This is a genomic window from Pseudomonas savastanoi (assembly GCF_020917325.1).
GTDB lineage: Bacteria > Pseudomonadota > Gammaproteobacteria > Pseudomonadales > Pseudomonadaceae > Aquipseudomonas > Aquipseudomonas amygdali.
In genome coordinates, this window is the sequence record NZ_CP076652.1 from 1248339 (window position 1) to 1272681 (window position 24343).

Consider the following 24343-nt stretch of genomic DNA (forward strand, 5'->3'; position numbering starts at 1 on the left):
AGTAAAAAAACTTTGCTTCAGTTGAGAATCACCAGCGCGGGCATTTCGTGAAGGCTTGCCGAGGTGATCTGTGCCAGCGACCGCACCACGTCGAGCGGGTTGTCCAGGCGATAGTTGCCGGTCACTGCCACACGATCCAGTTGCGGGTTGGTGCTGATGATCCAGCCGGGATAGTAACGACGCAGCTCGGTCAGCACTTCGCTCAGCGGGCGGTTGTCGAAGATCAGTCGACCTTGCACCCAGGCGAAATCCCTGACCGGGTCAAGCTTTTCACGATGCCCGAAGCCGGAAGGCCCCACGCGAACGCTTTCTCCGGCCCCCAGGCTGACGCTGGAGTCGCCGCGTCTGGCACGCACGTCGACAGCGCCGCGCTGCACTTTTACCTGGGCAACGCCGTTCAGATAGCGCACGGAAAACTCGGTGCTGTTGGCACTCATGCGCACCGGTCCGGCTTCGATTTCCAGCGGCACACCCGCTCTGGAGCTGACATCGAAGAATGCTTCGCCTTGCAGCAGGCGAGCAGAGCGCTGTTGTTCACCGATCTGACTGGAGAAGGCCGAGTCGGTGTTGAGCAGCACTTTCGAGCCGTCTGCCAGTTCCAGGCGCTGGCGCTCACCGATTATCGTCAGGTGATCGGCCTGCAGGCGCAGCGGCAAATTGCTAAAACTGAACAGCCCCAGCAGCAACACCGCTGCAGTGGCCAGAGGTTTCCATTGCGCACGGACACGTTGCCACGCCGATGGCTTGCGGGGTTGCGCGATGCTTTCGGCGGCGTGCTGAACCGGCTGTGAATTCCAGAGTGTCCGGGCCTTATCGAAGGCGCGTGCGTGTTCCGGATCGGCGTTCAGCCATTCCTGGAAACGGGCAAGCCGGGTGGCGTCTGCGCCCTCCAGTTCGACCAGCCAGGTCAGGGCCTGATCCATTGCAGCATTGCTCAACACGTCCTGCGCAATCGCGTGCGGGCGTTCGGTTCTCGGGGCCACGGTGTTCCTCGGCAATCCTGAAACTGTATCGATTAGAGTCTGGCAGCGTGCGGCAGGGTTCAGGGCGGGTCAAGTCTTGAAAGGACGCCTACGCAGATGGCCATGATCAGCTTCAGTTCTTTCTGGACGGTACTGGCCGAGACCTGCAGTTGCTCGGCGATTTCCAGATAACTGCGGCCATCGAGGCGGCTGAGGGTAAAGATTTTCTGCTGGCGCGGGCTCAACGTACTCAGGCTGGCACTCAGGTTTTCAAGCAGGCGCTTGGCATGCGCTGCGTCTTCAGGCGAGCCCATCTGGGCTACGACGCTTTCGAGCCGGGCAGGTGAGACGTCTTCGAGCATGGTCCGGCCATGAATACGCCGCGCACGCAAATGATCCAGCGCCAGGTTGCGGGCGGTCTGAAAGACGAAGGGTTCAAGGTGGTCGACGGGGTGTTCGGTCAATGCACGGCTGACGCGCAGCCAGGTTTCCTGAAGCAGGTCTTCGGCAGCGTTCTGGTTGCCGACCATGCGTTGCAGGGTGCGTAGCAGAACCGGCCGCTGGGCCAGAAAGACATCGTTGAAGCGTGACTGCGACACAGAGAGGCCCGACCAGAGATGTGAGCAAATGATAATGCTTCTCATCTTTTGGTCGGGTCAAGCCTGCATCTGTAAATAATTATCTTACGGTGTTGCTCACTACGACGCTGAATTTACTCGGCGTTGTGCAGTGCCAGGCAGTTGTCGAGCATGCGGTTGGAGAACGCCCATTCGTTGTCGTACCACGACAGTACCTTGAGCAACTTGCCACTGACCTTGGTGTGATTGGCGTCGAAAATCGACGACAACGGGTTGTGATTGAAGTCGTGGGAAACCAGTGGCAGGGCGTTGTAGCCCAGCACCTTGGAATGCTGGCTGGCTTCTTTCATCAGCGCGTTGACTTCTTCGGCGGTGGTTTCACGCTTAAGGGTCACGGTCAGGTCGACCAGCGAAACGTTGATGACCGGTACGCGTACCGCCATGCCGGTGAGTTTGCCTGCCAGCTCCGGCAGTACCAGGCCCACTGCTTCGGCAGCGCCGGTCTTGCTCGGGATCATCGACTGCGTCGCCGAGCGGGCGCGGTACGGATCGGTGTGATAGACATCGATCAGGTTCTGGTCGTTGGTGTAGGCATGGATGGTGGTCATCAGGCCATTTTCGATCCCCAGTTCACGGTGCAGTACCTGGGCGACCGGGGCCAGGCAATTGGTGGTGCAGGATGCACTGGAGATGATCTGGTGCGACTGACGCAGCGTGTCGTGGTTGACACCATAGACGATGGTGGCATCGGCACCGCTGGCAGGGGCGGAGATAATGACCTTGCGGGCACCGGCAGTGAGGTGCGCGGCGGCCTTGTCACGGCTGGTGAACAGGCCGGTGCACTCGAACACTACATCGATGTCCTGCGACTTCCACGGCAGCTCGGCCGGATTGCGAATGGCACTGACCGAAATACGGTCACCATTGACGGTCAGGCTATCCTTGTCGCACTCGACCGTGCCGCTGAAAGGGCCGTGTACGGTGTCGAAGCGCAGCAGGTGTGCGTTCATTTCGCTGTCGCCAAGATCGTTGATGGCGACGACCTGCAGGTCCTGACGGTAGCCTTGGGTATACAGTGCGCGTAGGACGTTGCGGCCGATGCGGCCAAAACCGTTGATTGCGATACGAAGAGTCATACAGCCGTCCTTCTGAATTTGTTGTTGGAATTACAAGATTATTCTCATAGAAATAGAAAACAAGCCTTTTTAGTGGCAATATTTTGTTTTATCTACAACTACAAGCCTGAAAGGCCCTCCCGGTTGATCGAGATCAGGGTTCTGCTCCCCGCCCGTCACTGCTCGAAAACCGGAACCGTCTTTACGGGTGACCTTAGACGTTAGCCTGGAGTTCATCACATGCATCCCCGCGTCCTTGAAGTAACCGAGCGACTCATCGCCCGCAGTCGCGATACCCGTCAGCGCTACCTTCAATTGATTCGCGGCGCAGCGAGCGATGGCCCGATGCGCGGCAAGCTTCAATGTGCCAACTTTGCTCACGGCGTCGCTGCCTGCGGGCCGGAAGACAAGCAAAGCCTGCGTCTGATGAACGCCGCCAACGTGGCAATCGTCTCCTCCTACAACGAGATGCTCTCGGCGCATCAACCCTACGAACACTTTCCTGCCCAGATCAAACAGGCTTTACGTGACATTGGTTCGGTCGGTCAGTTTGCCGGCGGCGTGCCTGCCATGTGCGATGGCGTGACTCAGGGTGAGCCGGGTATGGAGCTGGCCATTGCCAGTCGCGAAGTGATTGCCATGTCCACGGCAGTTGCGTTGTCACACAATATGTTCGACGCCGCCATGATGCTGGGCATCTGCGACAAGATCGTCCCTGGTTTGATGATGGGCGCACTGCGTTTTGGTCATCTGCCGACCATCTTCGTGCCGGGCGGACCGATGGTTTCAGGTATCTCCAACAAGGAAAAAGCCGACGTACGGCAGCGTTACGCGGAAGGCAAGGCCAGCCGTGAAGAGTTGCTCGACTCGGAAATGAAGTCCTATCACGGTCCGGGAACCTGCACCTTCTACGGCACTGCCAACACCAACCAGCTGCTGATGGAAGTCATGGGCATGCACCTTCCCGGTGCCTCGTTCGTCAATCCCTACACGCCACTGCGCGATGCACTGACCGCCGAAGCGGCTCACCAGGTGACGCGTCTGACCAAGCAGAGCGGCAGCTTCATGCCGATCGGCGAAATCGTCGACGAGCGCTCGCTGGTCAACTCCATCGTTGCCCTGCACGCGACAGGTGGCTCGACCAACCACACGCTGCACATGCCGGCGATTGCCCAGGCCGCGGGCATTCAACTGACCTGGCAGGACATGGCCGACCTGTCGGAAGTGGTGCCAACCCTGAGTCACGTCTACCCCAACGGCAAAGCCGATATCAACCACTTCCAGGCGGCGGGCGGCATGTCGTTCCTGATCCGTGAGTTGCTGGCTGCCGGTTTGTTGCACGAAAACGTCAATACCGTGGCCGGTTACGGCTTGAGCCGCTACACCAAAGAGCCATTCCTGGAGGATGGCAAGCTGGTCTGGCGCGAAGGACCGCTTGAAAGCCTTGATGAAAACATTTTGCGTCCGGTCGCCCGTCCGTTTTCGCCGGAAGGTGGTCTGCGGGTCATGGAAGGCAATCTGGGCCGCGGGGTGATGAAAGTCTCTGCCGTGGCCCCGGAGCATCAGATCGTCGAGGCACCAGCCAAGGTCTTTCAGGATCAGAAGGAGCTGGCCGATGCGTTCAAGGCCGGTGAACTGGAGTGCGATTTCGTCGCCGTGATGCGCTTCCAGGGGCCGCGCTGCAACGGCATGCCCGAGTTGCACAAGATGACGCCGTTTCTGGGTGTTCTGCAGGACCGTGGTTTCAAGGTGGCGCTGGTCACCGACGGACGTATGTCGGGCGCATCGGGAAAAATCCCGGCGGCCATTCATGTCTGCCCTGAAGCGTTTGATGGTGGCCCGTTGGCACTGGTGCGCGATGGTGATGTGATCCGTGTGGATGGCGTAAAAGGCACGTTACAAGTTCTGGTCGAAGCGTCAGAATTGGCCGCCAGAGAACCGGCCATCAACCAGATCGACAACAGTGTCGGCTGTGGTCGCGAGCTCTTTGGATTCATGCGCATGGCCTTCAGCTCCGCAGAGCAGGGTGCCAGCGCCTTTACTTCTAGTCTGGAGACGCTCAAGTGAAGTTGGCCCTGGTCGGTGATATAGGCGGTACCAATGCACGTTTTGCCATTTGGGAAGACGACACGCTGCATTCTGTCCGGGTATTCCCGACCATTGACTACGCCGGTCCCGAAAAGGCCATCGAAGTCTATTTGCAGGACCTTGAATTGCAGCGCGGTGATATCAGTCACGTATGCCTGGCCGTGGCCGGACCGGTGGATGGCGATTTTTTCCAGTTCACCAACAGCCACTGGCAGTTGAGCCGTGAGGCATTTTGCGCTGACCTGAAAGTCGATCACCTGCTGCTGATCAACGACTTCACTGCCATGGCGCTGGGCATGACCCGGCTCAAGGAAGATGAATACCTGACGGTTTGCCCTGGCGCTGGCAAGCCTGATCGTCCGCGAGTGGTGGTCGGGCCGGGTACGGGGCTGGGCATCGGCACGCTGATCAAGCTTGACGGCAGTCGCTGGCTGGCGCTGCCGGGCGAGGGCGGGCATGCTGACCTGCCAATCGGTACGGCACGCGAGGCGCTGTTGTGGACACGTCTGATGGCCGAGCATGAGCATGTCAGCGCTGAAGTCGTACTCAGTGGCGCGGGCTTGCTGTTGCTCTATCAGGTCAGTTGCGCCCTGGACGATATCGAGCCGGTGCTCAAGTCGCCTGCGGCTGTCACCTCGGCGGCGCTGGCGGGTGACCCGGTAGCCGCAGCCGTGCTGGAGCAGTTCTGCGTGTTTCTCGGCAGAGTGGTGGGCAACAATGTGCTGACCCTGGGCAGCCTGGGCGGCGTGTACATTGTCGGCGGCGTGGTGCCGCGCTTCACTGAATTCTTCATCAACAGCGGTTTCAAGCGCGCCATGGCCGAGAAGGGCGTGATGAGCGACTATTTCAAGAACCTGCCGGTCTGGCTGGTCACCGCCGAGTACCCTGGCCTGATGGGCTCAGGCGTTGCTCTACAACAGGCCTTCGGTTCGCAGATCTGAGCAGCATCCCATAACAACAAAGATTTACCGTCAAACAAGGACGCCTCAACTTGAGTTCAGTCAGTAAATCGATCCTGCTGGTGGATGACGATCAGGAGATTCGCGAGTTGCTGGACGCCTACCTGAGTCGCGCCGGTTTTCAGGTGCGTACGGTGGGTGATGGCGCGGATTTTCGCCGCGCCTTCAACGAAGAACCCAGTGATTTGCTGATCCTTGATGTGATGCTGCCCGATGAAGACGGTTTCAGTCTGTGCAAATGGATCCGCCAGCATCCGCGCCAGCCGCATGTACCGATCATCATGTTGACTGCCAGTTCGGACGAAGCCGACCGGGTCATCGGCCTGGAATTGGGGGCTGATGATTATCTGGGTAAGCCGTTCAGCCCGCGTGAGCTGCAAGCGCGTATCAAGGCACTGTTGAGGCGCGCCCAGTTCGGTCAGGAGCGTCCTGGCGGCGATGTGATTCTGTTCGATGAGTGGCGGCTGGACATGGTCAGTCACAGGTTGTTTCACAATGACGGCGAAGAAGTGATTCTGTCCGGTGCCGACTTCGCGCTGCTCAAGCTGTTTCTCGACAACCCCCAACAGATTCTCGACCGCGACACTATCGGCAATGCCACACGCGGGCGTGAGCTGATGCCGCTGGAGCGGATCGTCGACATGGCGGTCAGTCGCCTGCGCCAGCGTCTGCGCGATACCGGCAAGTCGCCGCGCCTGATCCGCACCATTCGCGGCAGTGGTTATCTGCTGGCCGCGAACGTCAACTCGCAAGCGGGCAACGGCTATTAACCCGCCGGTGGCAGGAGCGAAAAGAACCGGCCTGCCACTGCCGCGCTCATTGCTGGGGCGCATGCTGCTGTTGACGTTACTGGCGGTTCTGCTGGCTCAGACACTGTCCAGTGTGATCTGGCTGTCACAGTTGCGCGCCACACAGACCGAAGGGCTGGTGACCAGTGCGCGCAGCCTCGCGTACTCGATGGCGGCCAGTGTCAGTTACTTTCGCTCATTGCCGCTGGCCTACCGGCCCATGGTGCTGGATCAACTGCGCAGTATGGGCGGGACCCGTTTCGTCGTCTCGCTCAACGATCACCCGCTGGACATGCAAATCATGCAGCCCACGCCTCGCAAGCAGGCGGTGCTGGACGTGGTGGGCGAGGTATTGCGCCAGCGTCTGGGCAATGGGCCGGACATCACCGTATGGTTTGCGCGGCCCGATGAGCTGCGTATTTTCAACAGCGGCCTGAAGCTCGATGAACTGCCGCGTTCCTGGGCGCATTACGCGCTGACACTTGAACCGGTGAACCCGCCGGTGCTGGTCACGCAAATCGAAATGGCGCCCGGTGAATGGTTCTACATTGCCTCTCTGCTGCCTGAGCCTTACACCTCGCTGGAGGAGCAGGAGCTGCCCCTTCAGCAGGTTTCATTCATCGTCCTGACCAGCGTGTTTTTGCTGTTGTTCATCGGTTTGCTGGTGCATTGGCAGAGCCGGCCGCTCAAACGTCTGGCGCGGGCCGCACGGGACATGTCGCTGGGCGCGGACGTCGAGCCGGTGGTCGAGGGCGGCGGCAGCGAGGTGATCGAGGTCAGTCGTGCGTTCAACGCCATGCGCATCCGTATCAGCCGCTACCTGACCGAACGCGGTCAGTTGTTCAGTGCCATCTCGCATGATCTGCGCACGCCCATCACCCGGCTGCGGTTGCGTGTCGAGCTGCTGGAAGATGAGCACATGCAGCGTAAATTCAGCCGCGATCTGGACGAACTGGAATTGCTGGTCAAAGGCGCGCTGCAGTGCGTCAAAGACACTGATATTCATGAAAACATCGAGCCGGTGGATCTCAATGCACTGCTTGATTGCCTTGTCGAGCCTTGGCTGAACGTTGAAGGCGACGGACGTGTCACCCAGCAAGGCGAGGCTCAGGCTGCCTATCCCGGCAAGCCGTTGGCGCTGCGGCGCTGCATCGGCAACCTGATCGACAATGCGCTTAAATATGGCCATCGGGCTCATCTGAAAGTCGAGGACAACGCCACGGCTTTTGTCCTGCATGTGGATGACGAAGGGCCTGGTGTGCCCGAACAACGTCTCGAACACGTTTTCGAACCGCATTTCCGTCTGGCAGGCAATCAGCAGCAGGGCTACGGTCTGGGCTTGGGTATCGCGCGCAACATTGCCCACAGTCACGGTGGCGAAGTCAGCCTGCAGAACCTGCGTGAGGGTGGGTTGCGGGTAACGTTGTACCTGCCGAGAACTGCGGAATGACGCGCTGCACAGTGGCTTTTAGCTAGCGATTGCACCGGGATTTCAATTGTCACCGTCCTGTGACAATTGCGCGTCCCTTCGTTACTGTCGGCGCTTCAGGCTTGGTTAGACTCCCACGAAGCGCAAGCATCAGACTTGCTCATGCATAACAACAAGAAAGGTCAATTCGATGAATTCCATGTCACGTCTCGCTGTTGTCATCTCTCTCGCTTCGTTGTTCCCTCTGAGCGCTACTGCCGCTGAATCCAAAGGCACTGTAGAAGTTGTGCACTGGTGGACGTCGGGTGGCGAAAAGGCTGCGGTCGATGTTCTGAAGGCGCAGGTCGAAAAAGACGGCTTTGTCTGGAAGGACGGCGCCATCGCCGGCGGCGGCGGCTCCACCGCCATGACCGTGCTCAAGAGCCGTGCGGTTGCCGGTAACCCGCCAGGTGTTGCCCAGATCAAAGGTCCTGACATTCAGGAATGGGCCTCTACCGGTCTGCTTGATACGGACGCGTTGAAAGACGTCGCCAAGGCCGAGAAGTGGGACTCGCTGCTGGACAAGAAGGTCTCCGACACCGTGAAGTACGACGGTGATTACGTAGCGGTGCCGGTGAATATTCACCGCGTCAACTGGCTGTGGATCAACCCTGAAGTCTTCAAGAAAGCCGGCATCGACAAGGCACCCACCACGCTCGAAGAATTTTACGCTGCGGGCGACAAGCTGAAAAAAGCCGGTTTCATTCCGCTCGCCCACGGTGGTCAGCCGTGGCAGGACAGCACTGTTTTTGAGGCCGTTGTGCTCTCGGTCATGGGCGCTGATGGCTACAAGAAGGCCCTGGTTGATCTGGACAAGGACGCATTGACCGGTGAAGGCATGGTCAAGTCCCTCACCGAGCTCAAGAAAGTCGCGACCTACATGGATGCCGATGGCAAGGGCCAGGACTGGAACCTGGAAGCTGCCAAGGTTATCAACGGTAAGGCCGGCATGCAGATCATGGGTGACTGGGCCAAGAGTGAATGGACCGCAGCCAAGAAGGTCGCCGGCAAGGATTACCAGTGCGTAGCCTTCCCTGGCACCGACAAGGCGTTCACCTACAACATCGACTCGCTGGCGGTGTTCAAGCAGAAAGACAAGGGCACCACTGCCGCACAGCAGGATCTGGCCAAGGTCGCGATGGGCGAGGACTTCCAGAAAGTCTTCAGCATCAACAAGGGGTCGATCCCGGTTCGTGAAGACATGCTGTCCGACATGAGCAAGTACGGTTTCGACTCGTGTGCGCAAACCGCTGCCAAGGACTTCCTGGCTGATTCGAAGACTGGTGGCCTGCAACCAAGCATGGCGCACAACATGGCCACTACGCTGGCGGTGCAGGGTGCTTTCTTTGATGTGGTCACCAACTACATCAACGACCCGGCAGCTGATCCTGCAGCGACAGCCAAGAAGCTGGCCACTGCGGTCAAATCGGCCCAGTAACTCTCTCTGAACCGCCTGTACCCGCAGTTCGTGGTGCTGAAATCCTCTGTTGATTTCACCCGCGGCTGCGGCCTGGATTCGATACACCGGATGGGATACTCCCGATGAGCTCTGTCGCTGCGATCAGCAAAGCCTCGCCAATGGATGCGCTGCAACGCTGGCTACCAAAACTGGTGCTGGCACCCAGCATGTTCATCGTGCTGGTGGGTTTCTATGGCTACATCCTCTGGACATTCGCGCTTTCGTTTACCAACTCGACGTTTCTGCCGTCCTACAAATGGGTCGGTCTGGCGCAATACGCACGCCTGATGGATAACGATCGCTGGTGGGTGGCGAGCAAGAACCTTGCGGTGTTTGGCGGGATGTTCATTGCCATCAGCCTGGTGATCGGTGTTCTGCTGGCCGTCCTGCTGGACCAGCGGATCCGTCGTGAGGGCATGATCCGCACCATTTATCTGTACCCGATGGCACTGTCGATGATCGTCACCGGTACGGCGTGGAAATGGCTGCTCAACCCCGGCCTGGGCCTGGACAAGATGCTGCGCGACTGGGGATGGGAAGGTTTCCGTCTCGACTGGCTGATCGACCCGGACCGCGTGGTTTACTGCCTGGTCATTGCTGCGGTGTGGCAGTCTTCCGGCTTTGTCATGGCGTTGTTTCTGGCGGGCCTGCGTGGCGTCGATCAATCGATCATTCGTGCTGCGCAGATGGATGGCGCGAGTTTGCCGATGATCTACTGGCGCGTTGTGTTGCCAAGCCTGCGTCCGGTGTTTTTCAGTGCCGTGATGATCCTTGCGCACATTGCCATCAAGAGCTTCGATCTGGTGGCAGCGATGACCGCCGGCGGTCCCGGTTACTCATCCGACCTGCCTGCGATGTTCATGTACTCCTTCACCTTTAGCCGCGGCCAGATGGGCATGGGCTCGGCCAGTGCGATTCTGATGCTCGGCGCGATCCTGGCGATTCTGGTGCCGTACCTGTATTCCGAGCTGAGGACCAAACGCCATGACTAGTCATGTTGGCAAACCGGGCATCAGCTTCAGTCGTATTCTGATTTACGCCGTGCTGATACTGGCCTGTCTGATTTATCTGGTGCCGCTGGTGGTGATGCTGTTCACCAGCTTCAAGACCCCCGAAGACATCGGCACCGGCAACCTGCTGAGCTGGCCAAGTGTGATCACCGCAATTGGCTGGATAAAGGCCTGGGACCTGGTAGATGGTTATTTCTGGAACTCGATAAAAATCACCGTTCCGGCAGTCATTATTTCCACCGCCATTGGCGCGCTCAATGGCTATGTATTGTCGATGTGGCGCTTCAAGGGCTCGCAGCTGTTCTTCGGTCTGTTGCTGTTTGGTTGCTTCCTGCCGTTTCAGACTGTTCTGCTGCCGGCTTCCTTTACGCTGGGCAAAATGGGCCTGGCCAGTACGACCACCGGGCTGGTGTTTGTACATGTGGTCTACGGGCTGGCGTTCACCACGCTATTCTTCCGTAACTACTATGTCAGCATTCCCGATGCGCTGGTCAAGGCTGCACGGCTGGACGGTGCCGGGTTTTTCACCATCTTCGGGCGCATCATTCTGCCGATGTCCACGCCCATCGTGATGGTCTGCCTTATCTGGCAGTTCACCCAGATATGGAACGATTTCCTGTTTGGCGTTGTGTTCTCCAGTGGTGAGTCTCAGCCGATCACCGTGGCCCTGAACAATCTGGTCAACACCAGCACAGGTGCCAAGGAATACAACGTTGACATGGCGGCGGCGATGATTGCCGGCCTGCCGACACTGCTGGTCTACGTACTGGCTGGCAAGTATTTCCTGCGTGGGCTCACGGCCGGCGCGGTCAAGGGGTAATCATGGCGACTCTCGAATTACGCAACGTCAACAAGACCTACGGCAGCAACTTGCCGGACACGCTCAAGAACATCGACCTGTCGATCAAGGATGGCGAGTTTCTGATTCTGGTCGGCCCTTCCGGCTGTGGCAAATCCACCTTGATGAACTGCATTGCCGGTCTGGAAAGCATCAGCGGCGGTGAGATTCTCATCGATGGCCAGGACGTCAGCAGCACCAGCCCCAAGGATCGCGACATCGCGATGGTATTTCAGTCCTATGCCCTTTACCCGACCATGAGCGTGCGTGAAAACATCGCGTTCGGGCTGAAGATCCGCAAGATGCCGCAAGCCGACATCGACGCGGAAGTGGCTCGTGTAGCCAAGCTGTTGCAGATCGAGCACTTGCTCAATCGCAAGCCGGGCCAGATGTCCGGTGGCCAGCAGCAGCGTGTCGCGATGGGTCGTGCCTTGGCGCGTCGTCCCAAGATCTACCTGTTCGATGAGCCGTTGTCCAACCTCGACGCCAAGTTGCGCGTCGAGATGCGTACCGAAATGAAACTGATGCACCAGCGCCTTAAAACCACCACCGTCTACGTGACCCATGATCAGATCGAGGCCATGACGCTGGGCGACAAGGTCGCGGTCATGAAGGACGGTATCGTTCAGCAATTCGGTACGCCCAAGCAGATTTACACCGATCCGGCCAACCTGTTCGTCGCCAGTTTCATCGGCTCGCCGCCGATGAACTTCATCCCGCTGCGTCTGCAACGCAAGGGTGGCCAATTGATTGCGCTGCTCGACAGTGGTCAGGCGCGTTGCGAGCTGCCGGTCGGCGTATCCGATGCCGGGCTGGAAGATCGAGAAATCATTCTCGGTATCCGGCCGGAACAGATTATGCTTGCTGGCGCTGAGTCGAATGGCATGCCGACCATCCGTGCCGAGGTCCAGGTGACCGAGCCTACCGGGCCGGACACGCTGGTGTTCGTCACGCTCAATCAGAGCAAGGTCTGCTGTCGCCTTGCGCCGGATGTCGCACCGCAGGTGGGCGAAAGTCTGACCCTGCAGTTCGACCCTTCCAGGGTGCTGATTTTCGATGCTCAGAGCGGTGAGCGTCTTGGAGTTCTGGGAGCACCACCTTTGGCTGAACGGGCAAACAATGTTCCAGTTGAGCCGCAAGTGATAAATTGATTCAGCACCGGGCATCGCTGGTCGGCTGTCTACTGCCACAATGAAGCGGCCGATCGGCGAAAACGAAGCAGTGAATGAAGCAAAACGTCTACCAAAGCTAATAACAATAAAACGAGGATTGATGGGATGAAGAAGATCAACAAAGGTAAATCGCTTTCCCGGTTCCAGTTGGTAAGCACGCTGTCGGTATTGGGTGCGATGGGGCTGGCAGGCAGCGTTCATGCTGCCGACGCATTTTCTGCCGATTCACCGTGGATGACTGGCGACTGGAACGGCAAGCGTACCGAACTGCTCGACAAGGGTTATGACTTCTCGCTGGAATACGTTTCCGAGATGGCCAGTAACATCAAGGGCGGTTACAACGACGACAAGACCGGCCGCTACAGCGACCAGTTCGCGCTGGGCATGAAAGTCGATTTGCAAAAGGCTTTTGGCTGGCAGGACGCGGAGTTCAAGCTGGCAATCACCGAACGTAGCGGGCGCAACATCTCCAACGACCGGATCGGCGACCCTCGTGCCGGCACCCTCAGTTCCTCCCAGGAAGTCTGGGGTCGCGGCCAGACCTGGCGTCTGACGCAAATGTGGGTCAAGCAGAAGTACTTTGACGGCGCGCTGGACGTCAAGGCCGGTCGTTTCGGGCCGGGCGAAGACTTCAACAGCTTCCCTTGCGATTTCCAGAACCTGTCGTTCTGCGGCTCGCAGGTCGGTAACTATGTGAACACCTGGTACAACTGGCCAATCAGCCAGTGGGCCTTGCGCGTGAAGTACAACATCACGCCGGAAGTGTACGCACAGGTCGGCGTCTACGAGCAGAACCCGTCCAACCTCGAAACCGGCAACGGCTTCAAACTCAGCGGCAGCGGCACCAAAGGCATGATCCTGCCGGTCGAACTGGTCTGGACCCCGACCGTCAATTCGTTGCCCGGTGAATACCGTGTCGGCTTCTACAAGAGCACGCCCAACGCCGACGATGTCTATGAAGACGTCAACGGTCAGCCACAGGCAGCTACCGGCGCTGCGTTCAAGTCGCATGACAGCAAGCACGGCTGGTGGGTTGTTGCTCAGCAACAGCTGACGACTCACGATGGCGATGCATCGCGCGGTCTGAGCATTTTTGCCAACGCTACCGTGCATGACAAGGCCACCAACTTCGTCGATAACTACCAGCAGATCGGTTTCACGTACAAAGGTCCTTTCAACTCGCGTCCGAAAGATGACATCGGTATCGGTATCGCCCGTATCCACGTCAACGACGATGTGCAGGATCGCGTGCGTCTGGCCAACCAGATAAGCGGCATCAACGACTACGACAACCCTGGCTACCTGCCGGTCCAGAGCACTGAGTACAACTCGGAAATCTACTACGGCTTCCACGTTACCAACTGGCTGACCGTGCGTCCGAACCTGCAGTACGTCAAGCATCCTGGCGGTGTAGATCAGGTTGATGACGCGATTGTGGCGGGCATCAAGATCCAGTCGAAGTTCTGAGTACTGATTGACGCGTAACGCGATCAAAGGTCGTGTGTGCTTTGCGGGCAGCCTGGCTGCCCGTTTTTTTTGGCTTGATCCTTTTATTTTTCAGGGACGCGATTGGCGATGACCTCTCTCGACGCGCAACTGCCTGAACATCCATTGCAACGCTTCTTCCGATCCCGACGTGCCAGACCCACTTTCGAGTGGGAGCGTCACCAGCTGCGTGATGTACTGGTTATCGATCATCCGCAGTGTCAGGCGGTCTTCAGTCGCCAGGGCGCGCAGTTGCTGCATTTTCAGCCGCAAGGCCAGAAACCCTGGCTCTGGTGCGCTGCACAATGGCCGCAGGTGGGGGCGATTCGGGGTGGCGTGCCAGTGTGCTGGCCCTGGTACGGCCGACACCCCGGTGAAAGCGGCTGGCCGGCACACGGCTGGGGGCGCTTGCTGGACTGGAAACTGATCGACAGCAGCGAGAGCGAAAAGGGCGTCAGCCTGCACTGGCGCTTGCAGCTGTGGGACTGGCAGGTCGACCTGCATGCCGAGCTGGGGCAGGGCATGGAGTTGCGTCTGAGCACACGCCACGAGGACAGTGAGCCATGTCATTTCAGCCATGCGCTGCATGCGTACTGGCGGATTGGCGATGTGGCTGAAGTTGCGCTTGAGGGCCTTGATGGGGTGCAGGGTTATGACGAACTCAGCCGACAGGTCTGCCAGCAACAAGGCGAATTACGTGTGGCAGGCGGCTGCCAGCGAGTTTTCGAACATGCGGGAGCCTTGCAACTGCAGGACCCGACCTGGCAGCGCAGGCTGAACATCGACACCGGCGACAGCGCCAATACGGTGGTCTGGCATCCCGGCAACAGACCGCTACTGGGAGTGTGTGGCAGCGAAACCGCAGGCTTTGTGCGCGTGGAAGCCGCTTCGGGTTCCGGCGACGCCTTCAGCCTGCGGCCGGGCGAGCAGGTGCAGCTCAAACTGCAAGCCAGCCTGGCGGGGTGAGTTGCATCGTCTTCCCGTCGCGCTCTGCACGGATCCACCTGAGATCACAAAACCGCTGTGTGACGCAGAGCGTCACGAACTGCATGCCGACGCGGAGCGTCGGCACGATAGTGATATCTGAATCGTGCCTTTAACCAAACTGCTCTAAGCGCTTTTGAACCACGATGGCACAGACAACGCAGAGTGCGACGTTAGTGACGGCTGAGTCCTGGCGCTGATCCGGGGGATGCGAGGCAGGACGCCGAGCAAGCCGCACCGGGCCAAGGATGGCCCGTTGCGGCGACCCCCGGATCAGTGACAGGGCGAAGGAACCCGACGAAGTCGGGCCGGAAACAGGAGCGAGGGGCTTTGGTTACTTTGGCCCCATCAAAGTAACTCGCCGAGGGGCGAAAAGGTGACTCAAGTCGAGCCGAAATCTCGCTGAATCGCAGAACTGTGTGACGCAGAGCGTCACGAAAGGCATTACCACGCGGAGCGTGGGAACGAGAATCTGAGTCGAACGCCAATTCACCTGAAGTCACAGAACCGCTGTGTGACGCAGAGCGTCACGAAAGGCATTACTACGCAGAGTGAACGATAGTCAACGACACCCAGTCAGCCCTGATCCTCGATCGGATAGCGGCTGTCATTCAGGCTTTCCTTGATCTTGCGCAGGTGCGGCTGGAAGTCGACGCCGCGGCGCAGGGTCATGCCGGTGGCCAGCACATCGAGAACGGTGAGCTGGATGATCCGCGAGGTCATCGGCATGTAGATGTCGGTGTCTTCCGGCAGGGGAATGTTCAGGCTCACAGTACTGGCCTGCGCCAGTGGCGAGCCAGCTGCCGTCAGGCCCAGCACCGAAGCGCCATTTGCACGGGCAATGCGGGCCACTTCCACCAGCTCGCGCGTGCGCCCGGTGTAGGAAATGATCACGAACAATTCACCGGTATGGGCCACCGACGCAATCATTCGTTGCATCAGCACATCGGCATGCGCCGTGACCGCCAGATTGAAACGGAAAAATTTGTGCTGCGCATCAAGCGCCACCGGCGCTGAGGCACCCAGCCCGAAAAAGTGGATCTGCCGCGCCTGGATCAGCATGTCCACAGACTTGCTGATCAGCGCCGGGTCCAGTTGCTGGCAGGCGCTGTCGAGCGACGCAATGGCGCTGCCGAAAATCTTCTGGGTATACGCCTCGGGATTGTCGTCGGCTTCCACAGCGCGGCTGACGTAGGCTGCGCCACTGGCAAGGCTCTGGGCCAGTTGCAGTTTGAGCTCCGGATAACCGCTGACGCTGAACGAACGGCAGAAGCGGTTGACCGTCGGTTCGCTGACCTTGGCGGCCTGGGCAAGCGCTGCAATGCTCAGTCGCGTAGCCATCTGCGGGTTAAGCAGGATGACTTCGGCCACTTTGCGCTCGGCCTTGTTCAACTCATCGAGTCGGCCCTGGATTTGCTCCAGGAGGTTTCTTACGCGGTCCATTCAAAGTCCTTGTCGGGGGCTGATTCACCAACGGTTTTGGCCTGAGCTTTTTTTAGCTCTTTAGCCTGTAGCAAAGGTGGCCTATCGTACTGAGGGCCTGTGTTGATCACCACTGGAATATGCTTTTAGGCAGAATGTTGTGGTTATTACTACATATGGCCTTGAGTAACGCCTTTAAAAAAGGTATTTGTAGCCTAACTTGATAAAAGAACCAACATTATGCCCTTGATTACGGTTGAACCGTGCACATTTGCCCTGTTTGGTGCCCTGGGGGACCTGGCGGTACGCAAGCTGTTCCCGGCTCTTTATCAGCTTGATCGCGCTGGACTGCTGCACGAAGACACAAAAATTCTTGCCCTGGCGCGTGAACCCGGCGACGAACAGTCGCATCTGGCGTATATCGAAAAATCCATGCGCCGCTTCATTCCCGAGGCCGAACTTGAGCCCGACAATCTGGGCCGGTTTCTGGCGCGCCTCAGCTACCTGCATGTCGACTTCCTCAAAGCTGAGGACTACGTCGCGCTTGCCGAACGCGTCGGCACCGCCGAAACCCTGATCGCCTATTTCGCCACCCCGGCCTCGGTCTACGGCGCAATCTGCGAAAACCTCGCTTTGGTCAATCTGGCCGAGCGTACGCGGGCCGTGCTGGAAAAGCCCATTGGTCACGACCTGGCTTCTTCGCGCCGGGTTAACGATGCAGTGGCGCAGTTCTTCCCGGAAAACCGCGTTTATCGTATCGACCACTATCTGGGCAAGGACACGGTACAGAACCTCATTGCGCTGCGTTTCGCCAATAGCCTGTTCGAAACCCAGTGGAACCAGAACCATATTTCTCATGTGGAGATCACGGTTGCCGAGAAGGTCGGCATCGAGGGCCGTTGGGGCTATTTCGATCAGGCCGGTCAGTTGCGCGACATGATTCAGAACCACCTGCTGCAACTGCTCTGCCTGATCGCCATGGACCCGCCCAGTGACCTGTCGGCCGACAGTATTCGCGACGAGAAGGTCAAGGTGCTCAAGGCGCTGGCACCGTTCACGCCCGAGCGTCTGGCGACCCAGGTGGTGCGTGGGCAGTACACCGCTGGCTACAGCGAAGGCAAGGCGGTGCCGGGTTATCTGGAGGAAGAGAACTCCAACACCCAGAGCGATACTGAAACCTTCGTCGCGTTGCGTGCCGATATCCGCAACTGGCGCTGGTCGGGTACGCCGTTTTATCTGCGTACCGGCAAGCGCATGCCGCAGAAAATGTCGCAGATCGTGATCCATTTCAAAGAGCCGCCGCACTACATCTTCGCGCCGGAACAGCGTTTGCAGATCAGCAACCGCCTGATCATCCGCCTGCAGCCCGACGAAGGCATTTCCTTGCAGGTGATGACCAAGGATCAGGGGCTGGACAAAGGCATGCAGCTGCGCAGCGGGCCCTTGCAACTGAATTTTTCCGACACCTACCGCAGCGCTCGTGTCCCCGACGCTTATGAGCGGTTGTTGCTGGAAGTCATGCGTGGCAATCAGAACCTGTTTGTCCGCAAAGATGAAATCGAGTACGCCTGGCAATGGTGCGATCAGTTGATCGCTGGCTGGAAGAAGGCGGGCGATGCGCCCAAGCCTTATCCTGCCGGAACCTGGGGGCCAATGAGCTCCATTGCCCTGATTACTCGTGACGGGAGATCCTGGTATGGCGATATGTGACCTTGAGCTGCCAGCAGGGCTGGTAGCACGTGATTTCGACACACCGCAGCAACTGGCTGATGCGCTGGCTGCCAACGTCGCCGAGCGCCTGAAGCAGGCAATTGGCGAAAACGGTCTGGCGACCCTGGTGGTGTCCGGTGGTCGCAGTCCGGTGGCCTTTTTCAAGAGCCTGGCCGTGCAGCCGCTGGACTGGTCGAAAGTAGTCATCAGCCTGGCTGACGAGCGTTTTGTGCCGACCGAGCATGCCGACAGCAATGCGGGCCTGCTGCAGCGCCACTTGCTGCAGGGGCCTGTGGCGAAGGCGAAGTTTCTGGGGCTGTACAGCGTTGCGGGCAGTGTCGAGGAGGCAGCGCTCGCTGCCGATCAGGCCTTGGCCGAGCTGCCACCGATTGATGTACTGATTCTGGGCATGGGCGACGACGGGCATACCGCGTCGCTGTTCCCCGATAGCCCGAACCTGAAAGAAGCCCTCGATCTGCAAGGCGAGCGCCGCTGCCTGCCGATGCTCGCACCGAGCGTGCCGCATCAGCGCCTGACCCTGACCCGCCGCCTGTTGGCGTCGGCACGTTCGCCGATCCTGTCGGTGTCCGGCCAGGCCAAACTCGACACCCTGCGCACCGCGCTGGCGGGCGATGACCTCGCCGAGATGCCGGTGCGTGCGTTTCTCAACCCGTCTCTCGAGATTTACTGGTGCCCATAAGCAAAGGAAACGTCGCCATGACACAGAACGAAAATAATCAGCCGCTCATCAGCATGGCGAACAAGATTGCCCAGATTGACGAACTCTGCGCCAAGGCAAAGATTCTGCCGGTCATCACCATTGCTCGTGACCAGGATGTGCTGCCTCTGGCCGATGCGCTGGCCGCTGGCGGCATGACTGCACTGGAAGTTACGCTGCGCTCGGCGTTCGGTCTGAGCGCCATCCGTATTCTGCGTGAACAGCGTCCGGAACTGTGTGTGGGTGCCGGCACCATTCTGGACCGCAAGATGCTGGCAGATGCCGAAGCGGCAGGTTCGCAGTTCATTGTGACCCCTGGCAGCACGCAAGACCTGCTGCAAGCCGCAGTCGACAGCCCGTTGCCCCTTTTGCCGGGCGTCAGCAGTGCCTCGGAAATCATGATCGGTTATGCCATGGGCTATCGCCGTTTCAAGTTGTTCCCGGCCGAGATCAGCGGCGGTGTGGCGGCGATAAAGGCCTTGGGCGGACCTTTCAATGAGGTGCGTTTCTGCCCGACTGGCGGCGTCAACGAGCAGAACCTGAAGAGCTACATGGCCTTGCCCAACGTCATGTGCGTGGGCGGGACCTGGATGATTGATAACGCTTGGGTCAAGAATGGCGACTGGGGCCGCATTCAGGAAGCCACTGCGCAGGCAATGGCGTTGTTTGACTGATTTTCAGGATTTCGGAGTCAGCCCCTTTGCGGCTGATTCCGACAAGGAAGTTGTTGTTGGTTGTATGGCTTTGCGGTGCTCCCTGGTCCGGAGCACCGTTTTTTTCTCCCCTGGGCCGCCTCTTTGTTTATCCCTTGTCCTTGAACGACTGACGTGGGCGCGTGCGCAGCGGGTCCAAGAGCGCGCCAAGGCCGTTGTGATCGATTTCCTGCATCAATGCCAGCAAACCTCCCAGTTCACCTTTCGGAAAGCCTTCGCGCGCGAACCAGTTCAGATAATGACCTGGCAAGTCGGCGATCAGCCGGCCTTTGTATTTGCCGAACGGCATTTCCTGCGTCACCAGCAGCTTGAGTTTTTCCGGATTCATCCGCGATACGCCTGTATTTCTCTCTCGGCCAGTACGATACGTGCATTCTGCATGCAGGCCAAACGACAGATCATGCAGAAGTCACGAACAGCCAATTGTGAAAATTTCGTAAGCTATTGATTTTAATAAATTATTTTCATATCAGAAACTGGCACGGTGTCTGCAATTATCTATACATCGAACACTTTCGTATCAACCTGCCATTAGGAAATTATCAAATGACTGATATCAACAAAGAAACGATCTCTATCCTGAATGACCTGATCGAAACCAGCAAAGACGGTGAAGAAGGTTTCCGTACCAGCGCAGAACACGCAAAAAGCGCCCAGGTAAAATCGTTCCTTGCCAACCGCTCTACTGAAGTGGCTGCAGCTGTTCGTGAACTGCAAGCTGAAGTGACCGCACTGGGTGGCAAGCCTGAAGACTCTTCCAGCGTGTCTGGCGCACTGCACCGCGCATGGGTCAACCTGAAGTCGATGGTGACTTCGGATGACGACAAGGCTGTACTGGAAGAAGTCGAAAAAGGCGAAGACGTTGCCAAGAAGGCTTATCGCGAAGCGCTGGAAAAAGCCCGTGCCAAGAACGTTGCCCCTAACGTTATTGCGCTGATTGAAAAGCAGCAGGCTGGCGTTCTGGCCAACCACGACAAAGTAAAAGCACTGCGTGACGCAGCACGTGCAGCCCACGCCGCATCGTAATTCGATGTTGCAGCGGTAACTAAAAACGCCAGCCAGTCTGGCGTTTTTTATGCCCGTCGGCAGCTCATCAAACCTGGTCGGTCATCTCTCTGGTAACCGAACTGCGATGCTCTACGCGGTTACGACCCTTGTGTTTGGCCTGATAAAGCGCCTTGTCGGCTATTCCGAAAAACGCCTCCAGCTTGTCTCCCTGACGCACGATCTCTGAAACAACACCGATACTCACGGTGATGGGCTGCTGTGCTCCCGGAAACGGCGGCAGTGATTCAGCCGCCCTGCGGATCTGTTCGGCAATCATCATGGCTCCCGGCAAGTCGGTTTCCGGCAGCACAACCACAAACTCCTCGCCGCCATAACGTGCAACCCGGTCGCCGGGTCGGCGGATATTGAAGGAGATGGTTTGTGCAATCAGGCGCAGTGCTTCGTCACCGCCTTGATGACCATGACGCTCGTTGAATGCCTTGAAATGGTCTACGTCGATCATCAGCAAGGACAGCTGTTTGCCTGAGCGTTGTGCCCGCGCCCATTCGGTTTCCATGGCTTCGTCAAGTTGGCGACGATTGTCGAGCCCGGTCAAACCGTCAGTCGCGGCCAGGCTGGCCAGTGCATCTTCAGCGCGATGGCGTCGTCGCAACTCGCGACACAGCAGCCATGTCAGCCACAGGATTCCGAGACACAGTACGCTGGTAGCGGAACCGACCAGCCATGCATTGCGCCGCCATACCGCATACACCTCGTCCTCGGACTGACCGATGACGACAACCAGCGGCAGATTGCCGACCCGGGAAAACGTATACAGCCGACGAGCGTTCAACTGCGTCGACATGGCAGCAAAGCTGCCATCTCCTTCTTGAAGAATGCGCTGAAAGTTGGGGCTGTGGCTGTAGTCCTTGCCGATCAGGTCTTCGCCCTCCAGATCGGGGTAGCGGACGATCAGGATGCCTGCGGTATTGATCAGGTTGATACTGCTGCCGACACCCAGATTCTGGCTCATGAACAAGTGTTTGAAATACACCAGCCGCATTGCCGCACTTACGATGCCGTTGAACTCTCCGTTGGGGCCTGACATGCGACGGCTGAAACTGATGCACCAGTCCTTGTAACCCCAACGACTTTTATAAGGCGCACTGACGTGCAGCCCCAGCGAAGGGTCCGCCTTGTGGTCTTTGAAATAGGAGCGGTCGGAGAAGTTGTCGTTTCGAGGGATGACGGACAGTGAGTCAGCCAGTATGGCACCCTTGTTATCGAGCATTACCAGATCGCCTTTGAAAGACGCTGCAGTGGCGCGATCAAACAGGACAAGTTGTCGCAGTTCGGGTGACAGGTCCTGAAGGTCCGGACGCTGCCATGCGCTGATCATGCCTTGCAGGGACGAGTCGTAAAGTTCTGCGTTATGCATGACGTCGGCATCAATCAATTGCACGATATTGGCCGCCGCACGCGCGGCAGTCTGCGCTGCGTCGTCACGCTCCCGGGCCAGTAAGGACGCCACAATCCCCAGTATGGCGAACATTGACAGTGAACTGCCAAAGATCAGCATGAGTTCCGGTCGGGTCCATTTGAGCCGGTCTTGCCGAGATGACGCAAACAACATCATTGGTTGTTCTACCTGCAGACGAATGAATCTTGATAAATGGTTAAGACAGTTATCATTATTTTTATGATTTTAATGCTGGGTGTATAGCACGCTCCTTATAGCCTCATATGAATGGAATGTGAATAAAGCAAGTGTATTTAAAATGATGCGAACAGACGCACACGGACGACTGTAAAAAACAGGGGGGAGTAATTTATTTCTTGAAGGGATCAGCGGGGCAGCTGTATGCCGAACGTATTGACACCCTTGTCGCTGTTCACGAACACGGTGCCGCCGTGCATCAATGCAATGGCCTTGACGATGGCCAGCCCCAGGCCATGATTGGCGCCGCTGTTGCTGCGTGAGGCATCGACCCGATAAAAGCGCTCGAACAGCCTGGGCAAATGTTCCGGGGCTATCTGCATGCCAGGATTGGTCACGCCGATACTCACATGGGCATCGCGCGACTCGATAGTTACCTCGATGACCTGACCGGCGTCGGTGTGTTGCACGGCATTGTGCAGCAGGTTGATCAAGGCGCGGCGCAAGTGGGGCTTTTCAATCGGTGCGCTGGCGTCGCCTTGAACCCGGACTTGCACGTGGGCATCTTCCAGAATGAAATCCAGGTAATCCAGCGTGGTGGCGACTTCGTCTGCCAGTGACGCGCAGGTCTGTGCTTTGACCTTGGTGCCTTGATCCGCGCTGGCCAGAAACAGCATGTCGTTGATAATCGAGCGCAAACGCTCCAGCTCTTCGAGGTTTGATTGCAACACCTCGAAATAATGCTCGGCAGAGCGGCCGCGGGTCAGCGCCACCTGGGTCTGGCCGATCAGGTTGGTCAGCGGTGAGCGAAGCTCGTGCGCCACATCGGCATTGAACGACTCGAGCCTAGAGTAGGCCTGCTCGACCCGTTCCAGCGTGGAGTTGAACGAGGCTACGAACTGTTCAAGCTCCGGTGGCAGCGGCGAAATCTGCAAGCGCCCGGACAACCTTGGCGGGGCGAGCTTCTGGACTTCCTGCGAGAGACTGTTCAACGGACGCAGGCCGATGCGCGCGACCCAGTAACCAAGCGCCGAAGCCAGCAAAATACCCAGCGTGGCCAGGCTGATCAACGCGACCAGCAGCGAGTGTTGGGTATGCCAGAATGTCTCGGTATCGATGGCGGTCAGAAAACGCAGCGCCGGGCGCTGTTCCTTGGCCGGGAATTCGCTGACCAGCACCTTGAATGCGAACGGGTGATCGGCCAGTTTCAGGTCATGCGTACCCGGTGCGCCTTGCGCGAAACGACGAATGTTCGCGTCCGGGTTGCCGAATTCGTACAGCGGGTTGTCGCTCACTACCCAGAAACGCAAGCGCTTGTCTTCCTCGCTGAGCAACTCCAGTTTTGCCTTGATCTTGCCCCAGTGCTCCGGGTTGCCGAAACGTCCGACGGCCGATTCCAGCACACTGTAGCGCGCATCGACTTCGGCACGCGGCAACAGGTCCAGGCTTTTGTCGACCTGCAGGTACAAGGCCCAGCCGATCAGCAGGAACACCACCAGTGCCACCAGCGCGAACAGCCCGCTGAGGCGCAGGGCAATCGAATCAACCCGCACTGCGGTTCTCCAACACATAGCCCATGCCACGAATGGTGTGCAGCAGTTTATGTTCGTGAGGACCGTCCAGCTTGGCCCGCAAGCGTTTGATCGCGACTTCGACCACATTGGTATCACTGTCGAAGTTGATGTCCCAGACCATCTCGGCGATTGATGTCTTGGAGAGGATGTCGCCCTGACGTCTGGCCAGCACGCTGAGCAGCGAAAACTCCTTGGCGGTCAGGTCCAGACGCATTCCGGCGCGGGTCGCCTTGCGGCTGATCAGGTCTATCCAAAGGTCGGCGATAGTGATTTGCACCGGTTCATGGCCACCGCTGCGGCGGGTCAGCGCCTGGAGACGGGCGACCAGTTCCAGAAAGGAAAACGGTTTGCCGAGATAGTCATCGGCACCTTCGCGCAGGCCGCGAATGCGGTCGTCGACCTGCTCGCGCGCGGTCAGCATAATCACGGGCGTCTGTTTGCGCGCACGCAGCGCACGCAACACACCAAAACCATCCAGGCCCGGCAGCATCACGTCGAGAATGATGATCGCGTGGTCGTTCTCCAGCGCCAGGTGCAGACCTTCGATGCCATCACGTGCCACGTCGACGGCGTAGCCCTGTTCGGTCAGGCCGCGACGCAGGTAGTCTGCGGTTTTCTCTTCGTCTTCGATAATCAGCACGCGCATCGGGTGACTC

The 24343-nt window shown here is 58.4% G+C and carries 22 protein-coding genes; 14 read left to right on the forward strand and 8 right to left on the reverse strand.

Features of this window, described 5'->3' with window-relative positions; translation table 11 throughout:
* Positions 1–17: 17 nt before the first annotated feature.
* The 3 genes from KP808_RS05515 to gap form a co-directional block, all read right to left on the reverse strand.
* The gene (locus KP808_RS05515) at positions 18–983 is read right to left on the reverse strand and encodes a FecR family protein (RefSeq protein WP_058402189.1); all 966 of its coding nucleotides are present in this window, start codon (positions 981–983) and stop codon (positions 18–20) included.
* Between the two features lie 59 nt (positions 984–1042).
* Complete coding sequence (locus tag KP808_RS05520) at positions 1043–1561, reverse strand: RNA polymerase sigma factor (RefSeq protein ID WP_057402358.1); 519 nt, start codon at positions 1559–1561, stop codon at positions 1043–1045.
* A 113-nt stretch (positions 1562–1674) separates the two neighbouring features.
* On the reverse strand, positions 1675–2676 hold the full coding sequence (gene gap, locus KP808_RS05525) for a type I glyceraldehyde-3-phosphate dehydrogenase (RefSeq protein WP_044321796.1): 1002 nt from the start codon (positions 2674–2676) through the stop codon (positions 1675–1677).
* A 219-nt stretch (positions 2677–2895) separates the two neighbouring features.
* Here gap and edd point away from each other — a divergent pair, with 219 nt between their 5' ends.
* From edd to KP808_RS05575, 10 genes are all read left to right on the forward strand, one after another.
* Positions 2896–4722, forward strand: a complete 1827-nt coding sequence (gene edd, locus KP808_RS05530; RefSeq protein ID WP_004656012.1) for a phosphogluconate dehydratase — start codon at positions 2896–2898, stop codon at positions 4720–4722.
* Positions 4719–5684, forward strand: coding sequence for a glucokinase (locus KP808_RS05535; RefSeq protein ID WP_002552316.1), 966 nt, complete (start codon positions 4719–4721; stop codon positions 5682–5684). The genes edd and KP808_RS05535 overlap by 4 nt, the downstream gene beginning before the upstream one ends.
* Before the next feature lie 50 nt (positions 5685–5734).
* A complete protein-coding gene (locus KP808_RS05540) occupies positions 5735–6472 on the forward strand; it encodes a response regulator (RefSeq protein ID WP_044319266.1) in 738 nt (245 codons plus the stop codon).
* A gap of 61 nt (positions 6473–6533) precedes the next feature.
* Entirely contained in the window at positions 6534–7940 is a 1407-nt protein-coding gene (locus tag KP808_RS05545; protein WP_326839564.1) for an ATP-binding protein, read from the forward strand.
* A 169-nt stretch (positions 7941–8109) separates the two neighbouring features.
* Positions 8110–9396 carry an ABC transporter substrate-binding protein gene (locus tag KP808_RS05550; RefSeq protein WP_005745826.1) on the forward strand — a complete coding sequence of 429 codons (1287 nt, stop codon included), beginning with the start codon at positions 8110–8112 and terminating at the stop codon, positions 9394–9396.
* 104 nt (positions 9397–9500) lie between these two features.
* Positions 9501–10409 carry a carbohydrate ABC transporter permease gene (locus KP808_RS05555; RefSeq protein WP_004666129.1) on the forward strand — a complete coding sequence of 303 codons (909 nt, stop codon included), beginning with the start codon at positions 9501–9503 and terminating at the stop codon, positions 10407–10409.
* Positions 10402–11247 (forward strand): carbohydrate ABC transporter permease, encoded by an 846-nt coding sequence (locus tag KP808_RS05560; RefSeq protein ID WP_004656028.1) that lies wholly within the window; start codon positions 10402–10404, stop codon positions 11245–11247. The genes KP808_RS05555 and KP808_RS05560 overlap by 8 nt, the downstream gene beginning before the upstream one ends.
* Before the next feature lie 2 nt (positions 11248–11249).
* Positions 11250–12416 (forward strand): ABC transporter ATP-binding protein, encoded by a 1167-nt coding sequence (locus tag KP808_RS05565; protein WP_122281755.1) that lies wholly within the window; start codon positions 11250–11252, stop codon positions 12414–12416.
* Positions 12417–12542: 126 nt separating this feature from the next.
* Positions 12543–13904 carry a carbohydrate porin gene (locus KP808_RS05570; protein ID WP_058402193.1) on the forward strand — a complete coding sequence of 454 codons (1362 nt, stop codon included), beginning with the start codon at positions 12543–12545 and terminating at the stop codon, positions 13902–13904.
* A 108-nt stretch (positions 13905–14012) separates the two neighbouring features.
* The gene (locus KP808_RS05575; RefSeq protein WP_230017681.1) at positions 14013–14888 is read left to right on the forward strand and encodes a D-hexose-6-phosphate mutarotase; all 876 of its coding nucleotides are present in this window, start codon (positions 14013–14015) and stop codon (positions 14886–14888) included.
* 594 nt (positions 14889–15482) lie between these two features.
* Here the strand turns inward: KP808_RS05575 and KP808_RS05580 are convergent.
* Positions 15483–16349 carry a MurR/RpiR family transcriptional regulator gene (locus tag KP808_RS05580; RefSeq protein ID WP_002552324.1) on the reverse strand — a complete coding sequence of 289 codons (867 nt, stop codon included), beginning with the start codon at positions 16347–16349 and terminating at the stop codon, positions 15483–15485.
* Positions 16350–16568: 219 nt separating this feature from the next.
* On the opposite strand from KP808_RS05580, the gene zwf reads away from it, so the two are divergent.
* The 3 genes from zwf to KP808_RS05595 are packed head-to-tail and all read left to right on the forward strand — an operon-like array spanning position 16569 to position 19430.
* Entirely contained in the window at positions 16569–18038 is a 1470-nt protein-coding gene (zwf, locus tag KP808_RS05585) for a glucose-6-phosphate dehydrogenase (protein ID WP_122280467.1), read from the forward strand.
* Positions 18025–18738: a 6-phosphogluconolactonase gene (gene pgl, locus KP808_RS05590; RefSeq protein ID WP_044319951.1), complete on the forward strand. Its 714-nt coding sequence runs from the start codon at positions 18025–18027 to the stop codon at positions 18736–18738. Before zwf ends, pgl begins: the two co-directional genes overlap by 14 nt.
* A gap of 17 nt (positions 18739–18755) precedes the next feature.
* Entirely contained in the window at positions 18756–19430 is a 675-nt protein-coding gene (locus tag KP808_RS05595) for a bifunctional 4-hydroxy-2-oxoglutarate aldolase/2-dehydro-3-deoxy-phosphogluconate aldolase (protein WP_002552327.1), read from the forward strand.
* Between the two features lie 127 nt (positions 19431–19557).
* Here KP808_RS05595 and KP808_RS05600 read toward each other — a convergent pair whose 3' ends face one another.
* Complete coding sequence (locus KP808_RS05600) at positions 19558–19797, reverse strand: DUF3820 family protein (protein ID WP_003341842.1); 240 nt, start codon at positions 19795–19797, stop codon at positions 19558–19560.
* A gap of 218 nt (positions 19798–20015) precedes the next feature.
* On the opposite strand from KP808_RS05600, the gene KP808_RS05605 reads away from it, so the two are divergent.
* On the forward strand, positions 20016–20495 hold the full coding sequence (locus KP808_RS05605) for a PA2169 family four-helix-bundle protein (protein ID WP_058401690.1): 480 nt from the start codon (positions 20016–20018) through the stop codon (positions 20493–20495).
* A 67-nt stretch (positions 20496–20562) separates the two neighbouring features.
* Here the strand turns inward: KP808_RS05605 and KP808_RS05610 are convergent, their stop codons facing one another.
* The 3 genes from KP808_RS05610 to KP808_RS05620 all read right to left on the reverse strand — a co-directional run bounded on the left by KP808_RS05610 (position 20563) and on the right by KP808_RS05620 (position 24333).
* Complete coding sequence (locus KP808_RS05610; protein ID WP_058408984.1) at positions 20563–22092, reverse strand: sensor domain-containing diguanylate cyclase; 1530 nt, start codon at positions 22090–22092, stop codon at positions 20563–20565.
* Between the two features lie 209 nt (positions 22093–22301).
* On the reverse strand, positions 22302–23666 hold the full coding sequence (locus KP808_RS05615) for a heavy metal sensor histidine kinase (RefSeq protein ID WP_230017683.1): 1365 nt from the start codon (positions 23664–23666) through the stop codon (positions 22302–22304).
* Positions 23656–24333, reverse strand: coding sequence for a heavy metal response regulator transcription factor (locus KP808_RS05620; protein ID WP_002552331.1), 678 nt, complete (start codon positions 24331–24333; stop codon positions 23656–23658). The genes KP808_RS05615 and KP808_RS05620 overlap by 11 nt, the downstream gene beginning before the upstream one ends.
* Positions 24334–24343: the final 10 nt, after the last annotated feature.

Excerpts from the sequence above, each read along its gene's own strand:
- gap (WP_044321796.1), bottom strand. The coding sequence starts at position 2,676 with ATGACTCTTCGTATCGCAATCAACGGTTTTGGCCGCATCGGCCGCAAC.
- edd (WP_004656012.1), top strand. The coding sequence starts at position 2,896 with ATGCATCCCCGCGTCCTTGAAGTAACCGAGCGACTCATCGCCCGCAGT.
- KP808_RS05545 (WP_326839564.1), top strand. The coding sequence starts at position 6,534 with ATGCTGCTGTTGACGTTACTGGCGGTTCTGCTGGCTCAGACACTGTCC.
- KP808_RS05550 (WP_005745826.1), top strand. The coding sequence starts at position 8,110 with ATGAATTCCATGTCACGTCTCGCTGTTGTCATCTCTCTCGCTTCGTTG.
- KP808_RS05555 (WP_004666129.1), top strand. The coding sequence starts at position 9,501 with ATGAGCTCTGTCGCTGCGATCAGCAAAGCCTCGCCAATGGATGCGCTG.
- KP808_RS05560 (WP_004656028.1), top strand. The coding sequence starts at position 10,402 with ATGACTAGTCATGTTGGCAAACCGGGCATCAGCTTCAGTCGTATTCTG.
- KP808_RS05565 (WP_122281755.1), top strand. The coding sequence starts at position 11,250 with ATGGCGACTCTCGAATTACGCAACGTCAACAAGACCTACGGCAGCAAC.
- KP808_RS05570 (WP_058402193.1), top strand. The coding sequence starts at position 12,543 with ATGAAGAAGATCAACAAAGGTAAATCGCTTTCCCGGTTCCAGTTGGTA.
- KP808_RS05575 (WP_230017681.1), top strand. The coding sequence starts at position 14,013 with ATGACCTCTCTCGACGCGCAACTGCCTGAACATCCATTGCAACGCTTC.
- KP808_RS05580 (WP_002552324.1), bottom strand. The coding sequence starts at position 16,349 with ATGGACCGCGTAAGAAACCTCCTGGAGCAAATCCAGGGCCGACTCGAT.
- zwf (WP_122280467.1), top strand. The coding sequence starts at position 16,569 with ATGCCCTTGATTACGGTTGAACCGTGCACATTTGCCCTGTTTGGTGCC.
- pgl (WP_044319951.1), top strand. The coding sequence starts at position 18,025 with ATGGCGATATGTGACCTTGAGCTGCCAGCAGGGCTGGTAGCACGTGAT.
- KP808_RS05595 (WP_002552327.1), top strand. The coding sequence starts at position 18,756 with ATGACACAGAACGAAAATAATCAGCCGCTCATCAGCATGGCGAACAAG.
- KP808_RS05600 (WP_003341842.1), bottom strand. The coding sequence starts at position 19,797 with ATGAATCCGGAAAAACTCAAGCTGCTGGTGACGCAGGAAATGCCGTTC.
- KP808_RS05605 (WP_058401690.1), top strand. The coding sequence starts at position 20,016 with ATGACTGATATCAACAAAGAAACGATCTCTATCCTGAATGACCTGATC.
- KP808_RS05610 (WP_058408984.1), bottom strand. The coding sequence starts at position 22,092 with ATGATGTTGTTTGCGTCATCTCGGCAAGACCGGCTCAAATGGACCCGA.
- KP808_RS05620 (WP_002552331.1), bottom strand. The coding sequence starts at position 24,333 with ATGCGCGTGCTGATTATCGAAGACGAAGAGAAAACCGCAGACTACCTG.